The organism is Enterovibrio calviensis DSM 14347 (assembly GCF_000621165.1).
GTDB classification, from domain to species: Bacteria; Pseudomonadota; Gammaproteobacteria; order Enterobacterales; family Vibrionaceae; genus Enterovibrio; species Enterovibrio calviensis.
This window is the reverse complement of the sequence record NZ_KK211218.1, coordinates 189,204-205,471: the sequence shown is the minus strand read 5'-3', so window position 1 is coordinate 205,471 and position 16,268 is coordinate 189,204. Positions and strand designations below refer to the sequence as shown.

Sequence of the window (16,268 nt, the reverse complement as noted above, 5' to 3'; positions counted from 1 at the left end):
TACCTTCTGTTATAAAAGAAATTAAATCGATTACATTCCAAGCTATAAAGAAGAAAAAATCACAAATTAAGCCAGTAAGCTGCCTTTAAACCTGATATTTAATCAAGCAAACAGCAAATACGAGCCAAACCTCAATTTTTGTTCAAAATTACGCCAATCAAACCCGTTTACCAAATCGCAACTTTCCACTAACAGCAGCTTTAACCACAGTTTAATACACTGCCAATATATTATTTACATTACCGATAAGCCCAATCAAGACATGATATCCCACACTATTGCGCGCATATCAGAACAAACATAACCGATCTGCTCTATTGATTTACTTATTACCAGTGCTTAATCTGCCATTAACCGAGCCAGCAGATGATTATTTTGCACAGAGCAGCGGGACACAAACACAATATCGTTGAAACACCAGCGCAGAAACCTTGGGCATACAACGAAGAGAAAACCCAAAGGTAGCTGCACGTAAAACACCGCCTCCAAACGTTAAGTTCAACGTTAGCGCAACGAGGGGGAATGGACGTGTGTTTTCAACAACAAGGAGATGTTATGAAAAGAGAACAATGGGGTTCACGCGCGGGTTTTATCCTTGCGGCTGTGGGCTCAGCAATCGGACTAGGAAACATTTGGCGTTTCCCATATATGGCTTATGAAAACGGCGGCGGCGCATTTTTTGTTCCTTACCTTTTCGCAATGCTGACTGCTGGTATTCCTTTTATGATCATGGAGTTTGGCCTTGGTCATAAACTTCGTGGCTCTTCTCCGGTGGTTTTTTCAAAGTTAAACACTAAGTTTGAATGGCTTGGTTGGTTCCAAGTTGGTATTGCAGCAACAATCGCGGTGTATTACGTTGCCGTCATCGGTTGGGCGATGTCCTATGTGGGCTTTGCGTTTGACCAAAGCTGGGGCACAGATACCAATGCCTTCTTCTTTAGTGAGTACCTGAAACTTGGTGACAATTCTCCGAGTAACTTGGGCGACTGGCAGCTTCACATCGCACTTCCTATGGCACTGGCGTGGGCAATCACCTTCGCCGCTGTGTTTACTGGCGTTAAAGGCGGTATCGAACGCGCAAGCAAGATCATGATGCCATTGCTCTTTATCATGGTGCTATTGCTTGTCGCTCGCGTTGCTTTCCTGCCAGGTGCAGTAGACGGCCTGAACTACTTGTTCACGCCAGACTTCAGCAAACTGACCGATGCAAAAGTATGGTCTGCCGCTTATGGCCAGATTTTCTTCACGCTCTCTGTTGGCTTCGCCATCATGCTGGCTTACTCAAGCTACCTTCCGAAGAAATCTGACGTTACCAATAACGCCTTCATGACGGTTCTGATCAACTGTGGCTTCTCTATCCTTGCGGGTGTGTTGATCTTCTCTATCTTGGGTTACATGGCCCTAGAACAAGGGAAAGCCGTCACTGAAGTGGTTAGCGGTGGTGTTGGCTTGGCATTCGTCACCTTGCCACAGGCAATTAACTTGCTTCCTGTTCCATATATCCTGGGCCCTGTGTTCTTCTTGGCGCTGGTTGTTGCAGGTCTTAGCTCACACATCTCAATCATTGAGGCAGTGACTTCAGCCATCATCGACAAACTGAATGTTAGCCGCAAAGTTGCTGCAACTGCGGTATGTGGTATCGGCGCATTTGTTTCAATGGCATTCGCTACCAATGGCGGCTTACTGTTGCTTGATCTGGTTGATTACTTCATGAACAACGTTGCCTTACTGGCAAGCTGTTTGATTGAGCTAGTGATTATCGGTTGGATGATTAAAGTCTCTGATATTCGCGATCACGTGAACAAGGTATCTGAATTCTCGGTTGGCGCTTGGTTAGAAATCTGTGTTCGCTTTGTTAGCCCGCTAATGCTGGCTTGGATTGTGGGTACAAACTTGGTGAATACCTTCAACGAAGGATATGGCGGCTACGCACAGAGCGATTTGCTAATGCTAGGTTGGGGTTTGACTGCACTACTTGCAGTGATCGGTATCATCATCAATGTTGTTTCATCACCTGCTAAGAACACAGCAGAAGCACAGGAGGCTAACGCATGACGACAAGTGCAATCATTATGATGCTAATTGGTTTTGGCATCACTTGGGGTGGCGCTGCTTATTGCATTCGTATAGCAATGAAAGCAGACAAGTAACTCCCCCCCAACGTAAAAAACCCGGCTGATGCCGGGTTTTTTCATCTCTTCTTTTGTGTTTTTGGGCTTGTCGGCATTCGTTCTGCGCAAAACCTTCAACACGAGTTAGAAGCTATTGATGATGATTTTGTTCTCCTCAAGCATATTGCTAAGCACATCCTGGCCGCTTGAGCTGACTGGCATATCAAATGCGTCAGCCAAATCTGCCAATGACATGTTGCTGAAGGTGACTTGCTGATCCACGTCTTGCCCTTCTGAAGCAAACGACAATGTGGCTTCATTCTCATCATTGTTTTCAAGAGACACCAAGTAGCTACCAAGATCTTCACTTTCTATCGTGTCTAACAAATCACTGAAATCCAAGACATCCTGTGTTGGTGAATAGTCCATGATGACATCGACAGTGCCTTCGCCAGCATGCTCTTTCAAGAATACAAAGGTATCTGAACCCTCTCCGCCAAACATGTCATCAGAGCCTGCCCCACCGGATACCAAATCATCACCTAGGCCTGCATCAATCAGGTCGTCACCATCAAAGCCATAGATTTCATTGTCGTCGCTATTACCGACAAGAACGTTGTTACCGGCAGTACCTTCAATCACTTCGTCGCCAGCAAGATCATGAAGTTCTTCATTGGCCTCTTCTCCTGCCACGATATCAAACGATGCGCCTGCGATATCGCCAATGTCGTTTTCAAGTTTCAAATCGAAATGTTCAAGGGTTTCATCGAGCGCTGCTGCCGATGTAAGGTGATATGCGTATTCCCCTTCACTATGGCGCTCGTCATCTTGACCGAATACGGTAAGTTCACCATGTTCAGTTTGAATCACGACCGTTGAGTTAGACACTTCATAGATGGTGCCATCAATTTCAATGGTTTTGATATGCCAATGCCCAACGGTATTTTCTTCGCTGAGCAGGTTACCCGTGGCAAGAAAACTTCCATCAAGTTGCGCGACAATCCCTTGCTCTTCTACCGCCATGACATTATCGACACTCAACATATCGTCGAAATCGTCATCACTCACAAACTCAACGTTACTCTCGGTGATATCTTCCACATCCACGTTTTGTAAACGAAGTGAGTTACCTCCGATAGACAACACCGTATCCGCACCGTCTTGCGTCAAACCTAACGCAGCCAGAGAGAGCATCCCGAGCGAACGAGGGATAACAATCTTGTCATCTCGCGTACTGAAGTCGATAACGGTGTCATTACCCTTGCCGTCATAGACGACGGTATTGTTGCCGCTGCCCAGTTCAATGCTGTTAGTCCCTTCTCCACCATAAGCAACATCGCTGCCGCTGCTGCCGTAGAGCACATCATCGCCATTGCCACCGAGCATCAAATCGTCGCCGCTACCGCCGTTGATACTGTCGCTACCATTGCCGCCCACCAGCGTGTCATTGTCGTTAGCACCAGACAAGGAGTCGTTACCGTCGCCACCAAAGACAATGTCATCGCCTTCACTGCCAGATAAGGTGTCATTACCTTTACCACCTTTAACGATGTCGTTACCTTCGCCGCCGTAAACAATGTCATTGCCGTCTCCAGCATTGATATTGTCATTACCCTCTGCACCGTACAATTTGTCTGCGCCCGCGCCGCCTTTCAGGGTGTCGTTACCTTCTCCCGCTTGCAGCACATCATTGCCTAGGCCACCAAGTAATTTGTCATTACCTTCGTCACCATAAATAACATCGTTCCCAGACCCGCCATTCAGCGTATCGTTGCCTTCGCCACCATCAAGTTCATCGGCTCCACTGCCGCCAAACAAGGTGTCATTTCCATCTTCGCCTTCCAGCAAGTCATTGCCAGTGGCACCATACAGCGCATCATTGCCTGTACCGCCTTTTAGATGATCGTTGCCAAGGCCGCCGTAAAGGGCGTCATCACCCGCATCACCTTTGACATAGTCATTGCCTTTGCCGCCGTATACGCTGTCATCATCCGAACCGCCGTACATTTTATCGGCACCATTGCCGCCATACAGCTGATCGTTTCCGCTACCGCCATACACTTTGTCAGCGCCTGAACCGCCATAGGCGATGTCTTCACCGTTCCCACCTTGCAGAATATCGCTACCGATACCGCCATAAAGGGAATCATCGTCTGAGCCGCCGTTGAGTTCGTCATTACCGCGACCACCAGTGAGGGTGTCGTTACCCGTTTCACCGTTTAGAACGTCGCTACCTTTGCCGCCCGTTAAGGCGTCGTCACCCTTACCACCGCTGATTTGGTCGTTACCCAAACCACCGAACAGGGAATCGTCTCCGTCATCACCTGAAAGCGAATCGTTACCTTTGCCACCATAGAGCGTGTCGTCGTCATCGCCACCATTGAGCGTGTCGGCGCCAATTCCGCCGTTTAATAAGTCACTGCCTTCACCACCTTGCAGTTGGTCATTACCACGGCCGCCGATAAGCTCGTCGTCACCAATGCCGCCATCAAGCACATCCGCGCCTTTGCCGCCATTTAATACGTCGCTGCCTTCACCGCCTTGCAGTTGGTCGTTGCCACGACCACCGATGAGTTCGTCGTCGCCAATGCCGCCATCAAGTACGTCAGCGCCTTTGCCGCCGTTTAATACGTCACTACCTTCGCCGCCTTGCAGTTGGTCGTTGCCAAAGCCGCCAAGCAGTTCATCATCTCCATCGCCGCCATCAAGCACATCCGCGCCTTTGCCGCCGTTTAAGACATCGTTATCGTCACCGCCATTGAGGGTATCCGCCCCCAAGCCACCGTTTAGGGTGTCTCGACCTTCTCCACCTTGGAGTTCATCGTTGCCACGACCACCATTGAGTTGATCGTCGCCAACACCGCCATTTAGAACATCAGCACCAAAGCCGCCATTCAATACATCGTTGCCAGCGCCGCCTTGCAATTCATCGTTGCCGCGTCCACCAAACAAGGTGTCATCGCCTAAGCCACCATCAAGATAATCAGCGCCTTTTCCGCCGTTAAGTTGATCGTCGCCCGTTTCGCCATAAATAGTGTCATTGCCTTTGCCGCCATTAATGACGTCGGCATTGCCGGTAAATTCGTAAACTACGCCATCGACCGCCACCGTTTCATACACTTCAGTAATCGAAACGCTATCAATCAGTGCGCCGTAGCTGTCAGATTTCCCTTCACCTTGGAGCGTTACCTTGATGTCTTCGGTGCCTTCAGGCACCACAAACAAAGCATCGAAAGAGAGGTAGCTTTCATTGGATTGGTTGTTGTCGAAATATTGGGTATAGATAACGTTGTCATCTTGGTCAGTGATCGTCACAGAGAACGCACTGGTTTCTGTGTCACCGCCTTTATAACGGTTTGCGTAGTCAAAACTCAGCTCAAGAGGTGTATCTTTGTCTTGCGCTACCGATGCCACATTGATTGTTTGCTGAACCGTTGCGTTTTGAGTGGAATCTAATTCCATGACGGTATTGCTGTTCGAGTTTGCAGGGCCGCCACCGAAGCCACCCTGCTGCAATTCAACTTTGACATTGTCAGGTGTCGTCCACCCAGCTGCTTCGTCGAACAGACCCCATCGAGCACGAGAGTCATCACCCCATGCTTCGAAATCGCCATTGAACGTCATGTTTTCTCCGCGGGCAGCGCTATCGCCTTTATCCCCATAGAGAACATCATTACCGTTGCCACCGTTTATAGTATCGTTGCCTAAGCCACCTTTGGCTTCGTCGGCGCCATTCCCACCGGACAGTGAATCATCGCCCGCATCGCCTTTGAGGTAGTCGTTTCCTTTACCACCAATAACGGTATCGTTACCATCACCACCAAACAGTTGGTCGGCGCCTTTGCCACCATTTAGGGTATCGTCACCTTCTGCGCCATACAGGCTGTCTTGGCCTTTGCCGCCAATGAGGGAGTCATTACCTTCTCCGCCTTGCAGCAAATCATTGCCTAAACCACCGTTTAGCAGGTCGTCGCCATCACCACCATAAAGACTGTCAGCACCGCGGCCGCCATATAGCGAATCTTCCCCGATGCCACCTTGAAGTTCATCGTTTCCGCGTCCGCCTTTCAGAACATCGTCGCCGCTGCCACCATTGAGGTCATCATCACCGCGAGCGCCGATCAGAGTATCGTCACCTTCTTCGCCGTAAATGGTGTCATCGCCTTTACCACCATTAATGGTGTCGTTGTCTGTGCTCACCACAGTTTGAACCGCAGATACCGTCAACAGCACGTCGTCATAATCACGATCGCCAAGGCCCCAAAGGTCTTCCCAACCAGAGGTTTCACCGTCGAAGCGTTCGTGATCACCACCGTCACCATTCAGAGCGTCATTTGACACAAACACATTTGCGTCAACACCATCTTGAATCACTTTAGGAGGGCTAGAAACCAAATCGAGTTCGACGGGGCCGTTGTCATAGCCAAGGTTATAGCCGTTGGGCACAAGGAACAGGCCCACAGAAGTGGCACTTAGATCAGGAGTGATGGATACAGACGCTTCGGAAATTTCTTTAACGTTGTCAGCAACAATCTGCGCTTCAATCACCAGCCCGTTATCGTCCACCACGTAATAACCCAAACTGCTTTTGAACCCAGCAGTACTGGCGATATTGCTCAGTTCGAGCTTTATCGGGCCATCTCCCTGAACATTGAATAAGCTACTGTCCACTTCATGGGTTAGCTGAACGTCTGCAGATGAAGGTTCGATGCCGCTTCCATTGCCCATGATGACGTCATCGCCCTTGCCGCCAGTGATAACATCATCACCAAGGCCGCCATTTATTGTGTCGTTGAGCGCAGTACCACGAATTACATCTTCACTCTGCGTTCCATTTACAACTTCATCTGCCATTGAAACCACCTAAATATCATCACAACTTTCATTCGCTGTATAAAATCTAGTCTCTTTATCCAAATGCTCCAAATATGCAATTTGCGTCTCATAATGAAGAATTGACATTAAGTGATAATCTTATAAGTGAGACATCTTAATCATTTGAAATACATAAAAAACTCTGGCTTTAGAGTAAATATCTCGATAGCTAGTCATCATAAACATAAAATTGCAGACATTTAGATTCTCATATTGAAAGAATAAAAATTAGACAAAAAATGATTTTAACTAGACAAAATGTTTGTATTTTTTACAGTTTAATACCATTGAGAGGGTCATTTTTGGGTTTGAATTGACGGATTGAAGGAATTAAATGGAAAGTTTGAAAATTAGGGAATGAGAGGTAAAACTCGCCCAATGGCATCTTTCGCTAAGTCCATCAGCCAAAGGCCTTAACACCAGTCATCTTGCACAAAATATCATCGTATTCAGCTTGGTTTAGAAGAGATCCTATCTAGCCCATCAAATTCGGCGTTTGGCGCTAGCGCTAATCCTTATTCTCTAAGATAATATTGCGCTTATATTTAAGAAGAGGAATAACTTTCATGGTTAATCAGAAGCGGATCTTAGTGGTGGATGACGATTTAGAAATCCGCGAACTGCTTCAGGAATACTTGTCCAAGTCTGGCTATAGCGTCACGACCGCCCAAAATGGACAAGAAATGAAAGCCAAACTCGCTGTGCAATATCCCGATCTGATTCTTCTTGATGTCATGCTACCCGGCGACGACGGATTTACCCTATGTAAATATGTCCGCCAAGATTCTAGTGTGCCGATTATCATGCTCACTGCCGTGTCTGATGAGACAGACCAAATCATTGGTTTAGAACTCGGTGCCGATGACTACATCGCGAAACCTTTTAGCCCAAGACAGCTAATAGCAAGGATCCGCGCCCTACTTCGTCGCACACAGCAGTTACAAGAAACCACGATGTCAAAGCCCAAAGCGATTCGCTTTGCGCAGTGGCGCCTCGACCCTGTCACCCAGCGCTTAAACCACCAAGTGACGGGGCAAGACGTTGAAATGACATCTGCTGACTTTGCCTTGCTTATGTTATTCATTGAAAATCCCCACACCATGCTCGATCGCAATGCGATTTCTAACGCAACCCGTGGCCGTGAAGCTCAGCCACAAGAGCGCGGGATTGATGTGCAAGTCAGCCGACTCCGTCAGCGCCTAAAAGATAACGGCCGCCAATCCACCATCATTAAAACGGTGCGCGGAACCGGCTATATTTTTGTCGCAGACATTACCTATGAATCTTAAGCAGTACTTCTGGCCGCGTTCGCTGTTATCGCGAACGCTGATCTTGACCGTTTTATCGGTGATCCTCGCGCAAAGTATTGCGAGCTTCTTTTGGTATACCCAATCGAAACAGCGAGAAGTTGACGGCTTGAAAGCTGCTTCCGAAAGCATGGCGCAAATGTTCGCCTCAACCACGACGTTCTTCCAATCCTTGCCTGTCGAATATCGTCATATCGCCCTGGATCAATTGCGGAACATGGGCGGCGCACGCTTTTTCGTTTCATTCAATACAGAAGAAATCGACATTGAGCCGGTGGAAGAGAGTGTCGCGAAGCGCGAAGCCGTGAAGACGATCCAAACCGTCCTGCAAAAAGAGTTGCCCATCGTCGATAATATTCTCGTGGAGTTCTCCCGCCCAGAAACACTTCGCGTCTTAAACAACAGCTTGTTGCTCTCTGATCTTCCAAAATCTTGGGCGCACCATACATTGAGCTTGGAACCGCTTAATCCTCCGATTTTGGTCGTACAAATTGAGTTGGATGCATCACAGTGGGTGTACATTGCCGCCGTGTTGCCTGCGCCTTACATCACGCTAGAAAATGATTTGGTGAACGCCGACCAAATCGTGTTTCTTTTCGCAATTACAACGCTGTTGCTGGTGTTTACCTTTACCCTGATTCGCAACCAGACTCGGCCGCTAAAACGCCTCGCACAAGCAGCAAACAGACTAAGTACAGACATCGAACAGCCTGAATTGGTCGAAGAAGGGGCAAGCGAAATAACAACAGTGACGCGGGCTTTTAACCTGATGCAAATGCGACTGCAGCGCTACATGCATGATCGAGAGAAACTCTTTGGCGCCATCTCGCATGATTTGAAAACACCGATCACCCGACTTCGCCTTCGTGCAGAATTAATCGATGACGAAGTTCAAGCCGCCAAAATCAACAAAGATTTGGATGAGCTAGAAATCATGGTGAAAGGCGCATTACAAACTGTTAAAGACACAGATATCCACGAAAATGTGACGCAAATTGATGTGCTGCAGATTATTACGAGTATCGCAGAAATCCACAATCAACAACGCCAACGTGTGATCATTCGCGGGGAGCAAAGCCGCCCATTCAGTTGTAAGCCACTGGCCTTCAAGCGCTGCCTGACCAACTTGATTGATAATGGCGTGAAATATGGCGACGAAGTGCTCGTTTATATCCACGACAGCGACAAATCATTAGACATCACCTTGATGGACAACGGCCCTGGCATTCCCACAGAATATTTGAAGAAGGTGTTTGACCCCTACTTCCGTCTGCACACCGACTTACACGGAACCGGCCTAGGCTTGGGTATTGCCAAAAACATCGTTCGCGCCCACGGTGGCGAATTAATTTTATCCAATAGAAACATTGGGGGGCTTCAAATTGATATTGCGTTCCCTAAAGTCGACCAATAAAAGTGACGCTATGAACATTGTCTCCATTTTGCTCGCGGTGAGCTTAAGCGTCCCTTTTCTAGCCATAGCGGCAGACACTGAAAGTGCCGGTAAAAGCGCAAACAATAACGAAATTGAAGTCCTTCACTGGTGGACAAGCGGTGGCGAAGCCTTAGCCGTCAAAGAATTGAAAGACATGATGGAAGAGCAAGGCCACAACTGGAAAGACTTCGCTGTTCCAGGACGAGCCGGCGCAAGTGCGATCAATACGCTTCGTATTCGCACGCTAACTGGCAACCCTCCCGACGTCGCGCAAATTAAAGGCCCCGAGATTCAAGAATGGGGCTCGCTGGGCTTTCTTACCAACATTGATGACGTCGCAGAACAGCAAAACTGGAGCGAATTACTCCCCCGTCGCGTGTCAGATTACCTCAAAGTCGATGGTCATTATGTTGCTGTCCCTTTCAATATTCACAGAGTCAATTGGCTTTGGGCGAATCGAAAGGTGTTTGAAGAAGTCGGCGCAACGCTTCCACAAACGCTGGAAGAGTTCTTTGTCGCAGCAGAAAAAATCAAAGCAGCTGGCTATATTCCTCTCGCCCTTGGCAACGAAGCTTGGCAAGAAGCGACATTGTTTGAATCTATCGCCCTCGCCATCATGGGCACCGATGATTTTCGACGCGCGTTTTCCGAGCACAATTCCGAGCTGCTCACTGGCACCAAAATGCGTGAAACCTTGCTGACACTTCGCAAAATGAAGCAATACACGGATGCGAATGGCCCCGGCAGAAACTGGAGTGATACCACGTCGTTAGTGATTGAAGGAAAGGCCGCCATGCAAATCATGGGGGATTGGGCAAAAGGTGAATTTTTGGCAGCGAACAAGGTCGCAGGAACCGATTTCGTCTGTTTACCCGCACCGGGCACGGCCAATCAATTTTCGTTCAATATCGACAGTTTCGTCTTTTTCGACAGCAACAACCCAGAGACTATCGCGTCCCAAAAAGAGTTAGCGACACTGATACTGGATCCAGAATTTCAGCGCGAATTTAACCAAAGCAAAGGGTCAATCCCCGTGCGAGTTGATATCGATATGAAAAGCTTCGACGATTGCGGACAAGACGCCATGCAGGCCTTTCTGCGCGCTGCAGCGACCGATAATCTCGTCGCGAGTTTATCGCACAACATGGCCATAGGACGCGCTTCACAAGTTGCTTTATTTGATGTCATTTCACGGTTTTACAACAACGATAACGTCAATATCGACGAAACGCTTCGCCACATTCGCGCGGCTGTTCTCGCTGATAAGCTATAACAACGATGGCCCTTTAACGCCTTAACACTGCACTGAATTAATCACGATTTTTTCTTGATGAAACATGCACCTTGAGGTCATTTGGGTATACCATTACCATAACAACAATAAAAATAAGCCGTTCTGTAACGGCTATACACTTCGACCAAAAAGGATTTGCGATATGCGTCGTTCTGCCCTACTTCTTCTAGCCACTCTTATTCCCGGCATTGCCGTCGCCAAAGACATCAATCAAATTGATACTGCGTGTGCGACTCAGAAATATGAAAACTATGTCAATGCATCGATTTCTTGGTACGAAAACTTGGTCGATTTGACGATTAAGAAAGATCCTAAACTGGAAGGTGTGGCTAACTGGTTTCTTGAAGGCCGCCGAAATCACTTCACTCTGAATAACGAAGCGTTTGATTATTATATTGAAAATGACCCAAGCAAGCTAAACCTCGACGCACCGGTTGAATCGTGGTTGAGCTTAACGCAAGAAGATGTGAAAGCCCTGAGTCAATCACAAGGCGAACTCGCAGACGTAGCGAAAAAGGTCTTCGAATTCCGTCAAAGCCAAGCCCACGAAGGCAACTATGACCTACGTTCCGCATTGGCGGATCTGCTTAGCCATCCGAAAGAGATTGAAGTACCGCTAGAGCGTTACAACAAAGAGATGCAAGCCTTGTCCCAAACCCAATGTGACAAAAAAGCGTAATCGTTAGCGCAAAATGAGGCAGTTCACATCGAACTGCCTTCATCGTTTAACGACAGCGACCTCCAAACATTGACGACTGCCAGAACGAACAATACTGACTTGCGTGACTCACGTCGTGCTTCGTCGATGCATATTGTTCAGTGTCGATTAAGCTAATCCCATCCAACTTCGAGAAAGCATTCCTGTTATGGTTATTGAGACAAAGAAGGCAGAAGCATCACTAGAAAGCCTTCACCGTATTTTTACTGTACCTGAAGCCCCTAATTCCACCTTGGGTTCGATTGAGCAAGCGATCTCGCAGAACTTAAACCGTTTCCTGCAAGACCACATCATCGCCACGGAATACTCGCTCACCGAAATAGAAAAAGATTTCTGCAACGCCAATGTGCCAGAGCAACCGTCTTTTGTATCCGATCATACCGAGTTCTTGCTCGATAAATTGGTCGCGCAATCCGTGCACACTTCATCGCCACGTTTTATCGGGCACATGACGTCAGCCTTACCCTACTTTCTGATGCCGCTGTCAAAAATCATGATTGCGCTTAATCAGAACACGGTAAAAATCGAAACGTCCAAAGCGTTCACACCGCTTGAACGCCAAGTGTTAGGCATGTTGCATAATCTTATCTATCAACAAGATGATGTGTTCTATGACAACTGGATGCACAGTGCGGAACACTCACTTGGCGCATTTTGCTCTGGTGGTACTGTCGCCAACATTACCGCGCTTTGGGTCGCTCGAAATGCCGCCTTAAAATCTGATGGCGACTTTAAAGGGGTAGCAGAGGAAGGCCTATTCCGCGCTATGAAGCATTATGGCTATGAGGATCTCGCCATTCTGGTTTCTGATCGCGGACACTATTCGTTGAAGAAATCTGCCGATGTACTGGGAATTGGTCGCGAATCACTGATTGCCATTCCTACTGACGAAAACAACCGCATCCGCATTGATAAGCTTGAAGAAACCATCACGTCTCTCAAGCGAAAGAACATCAAACCTTTTGCGTTGGTTGGCGTTGCTGGCACCACAGAAACGGGCAATATTGACCCGCTTGAAGCAATGGCAGACATTGCCGAGCGTGAAGGTATGCACTTTCACGTTGATGCCGCTTGGGGCGGCGCAAGTTTACTTTCCAACACGCAGCGTCCGAAGCTTCGCGGTATTGAACGCGCGGACTCGGTGACTATCGACGCACATAAACAAATGTATGTCCCGATGGGCGCAGGCATGGTGATATTTAAAGATCCATCCTTGGTATCCGCCATCGAGCACCATGCAGATTACATTTTGCGCAAAGGATCCAAAGACCTTGGCAGCCATACCCTTGAGGGGTCGCGCGGTGGCATGGCAATGTTATTGTTTGCAAGCTTGAACATCATTGGTCGACAAGGTTACGAATTGCTGATCGACCAAAGCGTTGAAAAAGCAGATTACTTTGCTCGCCTGATCAACCAACAGCCCGATTTTGCGCTTATCAGTAAGCCTGAGCTGTGTTTGCTGACTTATCGATACGTGCCAGAGCCTGTGCGCCGCGCTTATACGGTTGCCACGTCAGAACAAAGAGACGAACTTCACGAACAACTCAACGCACTGACCGTGTTCATTCAAAAGCGCCAGCGAGAAGCTGGCCAGAACTTCGTGTCGCGCACCACGCTCACGCCCGCTCACCTAAATGGGCGTTCGACGCATGTGTTCCGTGTTGTTCTCGCCAATCCACTGACGACACACGCTATTTTGCAAGATGTGCTCGATGAACAACGACACATCGCCAAGCAAAGCACTCTCGCCTATCCCGAACTGATTGCGTTAGCAGGCCGCATTCTTAACGATCATGTGCCCTCGTCGCTAACCACGGACTAAAATCCTGTTGCCAAGAGACCGCTGATGGCGGTTTCTTGGTGATAAATCACTGAAATGACACTTCAATTGTTTGTTGGCTTGCTACGCTTAAACACGACAGCGTATGAGCAAAACATGAAGAGGTGGGAATGCGAGCATTGGGATTTGAACTAAAAGCACTAGATGTTTTCGTTGCAACAGCAAAGAACGGCAACATGACTGCTGCGGCCGCTCAACTCAATATGTCCCAGTCTGCTGTCTCTCAGATCCTCGCTCAACTTGAAACTAACCTTGGCGTGAAACTGTTAGATAGAAGCGTGCGCCCTGTCGAACTCACGGTCGCTGGCCGCTATTTCTATGACCAATCTGTCCACTTGCTTGATCAAGCGTACAAAACCCAACATGAAGTCACCAAAGGTAGTTTTGACCGATTGCACTTAGTCAGAATGGCCATGGTAGATTCACTCGCCGCGACTGTCGGACAGCCACTTATCGAGGTCGTCAAAAAGCACACTGAAAATTGGACCATGATGACGGGCTATTCACATCTGCACCAACAAGGGCTATTGAGTCGCAGTATTGATATTATCATTTCTGATGATGTGCTCGAAAAACAAGATAACCTTCGGCGCTGCCAAATACTGAAAGAGCCCTTTGTGCTTGTTATTCCGCGCGCTTTCTACGAAAGGTTCCCTGATTTATGTACCTCGCTACCCGCACTCAGTCGACATCTAGACATGGTGAGATACAGTCAACAAAGCCTTATTAGTCAATCAATTGAGACATACCTCCACCAGCAAGGTTTAGATGTGCCCGATCGTATGCAACTCGACAACACGTACGCCGTATTGTCTGCGGTGGCACAAGGTTTGGGTTGGGCGCTCACGACGCCATTGTGCCTCATGCAAGGAGAGCTGTTCCGCCAGCAAATCACTTGCCTACCTCTTCCTGAAAAAGACACATTTTTCCGTTACTTAACCCTTATTTCCCGTCGCAATGAGCTGGGCGATTTGCCGGAAACCCTTGCCAACGACAGCTGCAAAATACTCAGGCAACACTACCTCAATAAAATCCGCCAAGATCACCCATGGCTAGATGGAAAAATCCGCATTGGGCGATACTCCGCGGTGTGACCGTGATCAGTACTATTACGAATGCTTATAGTGTTACCTTACTTTCCGTGATTGTTGTGGCAGTTTTTTTGCATCCTCTCCTACCTTAATTTCATTAGATCGTTACCGAACGCCAGACTCTGAATCTCGAAACGGTGGTTCTGAGTGCGTCAACTATCGTTGATCAGTAAATGTTTTTTGGTGCGATAACCGAAGGGTTTCAAAAAGGAGCGGCAATGGAAGCGCGTGAAGTAAAAACGGCAGAGGATGCGAAACGCATTGTTGAAGAAAGAAAGCTAACCCATGTAAAAGTGGGACTGTTTGATAACGATGGCGTCATGCGCGGCAAGTACATGTCCAAGGACAAGTTTTTTTCTTCATTAGATGGCGGATTTGCCTTCTGCGATGTGGTACTTGGCTGGGATGTTAAAGACCAACTGTATGACAATGTAAAATTCACCGGCTGGCACACAGGCTACCCTGATGCCCCTGCTCGCATTCTTCCTGAAACCTGTCGTGATGTGCTCGACGAAGATGGCATGGTGATGTTTATTGCCGAGTTCGCAGGCGCAGCAGAAGCAGTATGCCCGCGTGCTACATTACGACGCGTTCTCGATAAAGCGTCAGACATGGGCTTTGATGCGTTTGCTGCGCTCGAATATGAATTCTTTATCTTCGATGAAACGCCACACTCCGCTCGCGATAAAGGGTTTCGGAACCTTAAAACCATCACGCCGGATTGGTTTGGTTATTCAATGATCCGCAACTCCACCTATTCAGGGCTGTACAAAGCCATTCTCGCCATGAGTGAGTCCATGGACTTCCCTATTGAGGGTATTCACTCAGAAACGGGACCAGGCGTGATTGAAGCCGCACTAGCGTATGACTCAGCGCTCAATGCTGCAGACAAAGCCGCCCTTTTCAAAACCTACATGAAAGTGCTCGCGCAGAAGAACGACATGATGGCCACCTTCATGGCGAAATGGAGCAATGACTACCCCGGTCAAAGTGGACATATTCACGTGTCGCTCCGAGATAAACAAACAGGAAAGAATGCGTTCTATGCGCCAGACGCAGAGCTCAACATGAGCGATATACAACGTCATTTCCTTGCGGGTCAGCAACGATTGATGCCCCAATTTTTGTGCATGATTGCACCATCCATTAACAGCTACTCCCGAATGATCCCCGGATTCTGGGCACCGACCGATGCCACATGGGGCGTCGAGAACCGCACCACATCGCTTCGTGTTATCCCGGGCTCTGAGAAATCCCAGCGTATTGAATATCGCTTAGGTGCGGCTGATGCCAACCCCTACCTCGCGCTAGCGGCTGCGTTAGCTTCTGGTCTTTATGGCATAGAGAACAAACTAGAGCCGTATGACCGGATTATCGGGAACGCTTACGAAATGGAGCATCCCGAGGAACTGCAACTTCCTCGCACTCTGTGGGAAGCCGCCCAATCATTGAAACAATCTGAAGCCGCAAAGTCTCTGCTTGGAGAGGCGTTTGTTGAACACTTCGCTGCATCAAGAGAATGGGAAGAACGAGAATTCCGTAAGCACGTCACGGATTGGGAATTAGACCGCTACTTCGAAATTATTTAGGTGGGAAA

At 48.2% G+C, this 16,268-nt stretch carries 10 protein-coding genes; 9 read left to right on the top strand and 1 reads right to left on the bottom strand.

The window, feature by feature from the left end; all coding sequences use genetic code 11:
- Nucleotides 1-555 precede the first annotated feature (555 nt).
- The gene (locus Q365_RS0122130; RefSeq protein WP_028025408.1) at nucleotides 556-2,055 is read left to right on the top strand and encodes a sodium-dependent transporter; all 1,500 of its coding nucleotides are present in this window, start codon (nucleotides 556-558) and stop codon (nucleotides 2,053-2,055) included.
- Nucleotides 2,052-2,150, top strand: a complete 99-nt coding sequence (locus Q365_RS26825; protein ID WP_155859041.1) for a MetS family NSS transporter small subunit — start codon at nucleotides 2,052-2,054, stop codon at nucleotides 2,148-2,150. The genes Q365_RS0122130 and Q365_RS26825 overlap by 4 nt, the downstream gene beginning before the upstream one ends.
- 105 nt (nucleotides 2,151-2,255) lie before the next feature.
- On the opposite strand, the gene Q365_RS27355 is transcribed toward Q365_RS26825, so the two are convergent.
- Nucleotides 2,256-6,965, bottom strand: a complete 4,710-nt coding sequence (locus Q365_RS27355; RefSeq protein WP_028025407.1) for a calcium-binding protein — start codon at nucleotides 6,963-6,965, stop codon at nucleotides 2,256-2,258.
- A gap of 587 nt (nucleotides 6,966-7,552) precedes the next feature.
- Between Q365_RS27355 and Q365_RS0122115 the strand changes: the two genes are divergently transcribed.
- The 7 genes from Q365_RS0122115 to Q365_RS0122085 all read left to right on the top strand — a co-directional run bounded on the left by Q365_RS0122115 (nucleotide 7,553) and on the right by Q365_RS0122085 (nucleotide 16,260).
- Nucleotides 7,553-8,275 (top strand): response regulator, encoded by a 723-nt coding sequence (locus tag Q365_RS0122115; protein WP_028025406.1) that lies wholly within the window; start codon nucleotides 7,553-7,555, stop codon nucleotides 8,273-8,275.
- Complete coding sequence (locus Q365_RS0122110; RefSeq protein ID WP_028025405.1) at nucleotides 8,265-9,707, top strand: ATP-binding protein; 1,443 nt, start codon at nucleotides 8,265-8,267, stop codon at nucleotides 9,705-9,707. Before Q365_RS0122115 ends, Q365_RS0122110 begins: the two co-directional genes overlap by 11 nt.
- A 10-nt stretch (nucleotides 9,708-9,717) precedes the next feature.
- Nucleotides 9,718-11,001 carry an ABC transporter substrate-binding protein gene (locus Q365_RS0122105; RefSeq protein ID WP_028025404.1) on the top strand — a complete coding sequence of 428 codons (1,284 nt, stop codon included), beginning with the start codon at nucleotides 9,718-9,720 and terminating at the stop codon, nucleotides 10,999-11,001.
- Nucleotides 11,002-11,164: 163 nt separating this feature from the next.
- Nucleotides 11,165-11,701, top strand: a complete 537-nt coding sequence (locus tag Q365_RS0122100) for a hypothetical protein (protein WP_028025403.1) — start codon at nucleotides 11,165-11,167, stop codon at nucleotides 11,699-11,701.
- A gap of 187 nt (nucleotides 11,702-11,888) precedes the next feature.
- The gene (panP, locus tag Q365_RS0122095) at nucleotides 11,889-13,562 is read left to right on the top strand and encodes a pyridoxal-dependent aspartate 1-decarboxylase PanP (RefSeq protein ID WP_028025402.1); all 1,674 of its coding nucleotides are present in this window, start codon (nucleotides 11,889-11,891) and stop codon (nucleotides 13,560-13,562) included.
- A gap of 128 nt (nucleotides 13,563-13,690) precedes the next feature.
- Nucleotides 13,691-14,674, top strand: a complete 984-nt coding sequence (locus Q365_RS0122090) for a LysR family transcriptional regulator (protein WP_028025401.1) — start codon at nucleotides 13,691-13,693, stop codon at nucleotides 14,672-14,674.
- A gap of 215 nt (nucleotides 14,675-14,889) precedes the next feature.
- Nucleotides 14,890-16,260, top strand: coding sequence for a glutamine synthetase family protein (locus Q365_RS0122085; protein ID WP_028025400.1), 1,371 nt, complete (start codon nucleotides 14,890-14,892; stop codon nucleotides 16,258-16,260).
- Nucleotides 16,261-16,268 lie beyond the last annotated feature (8 nt).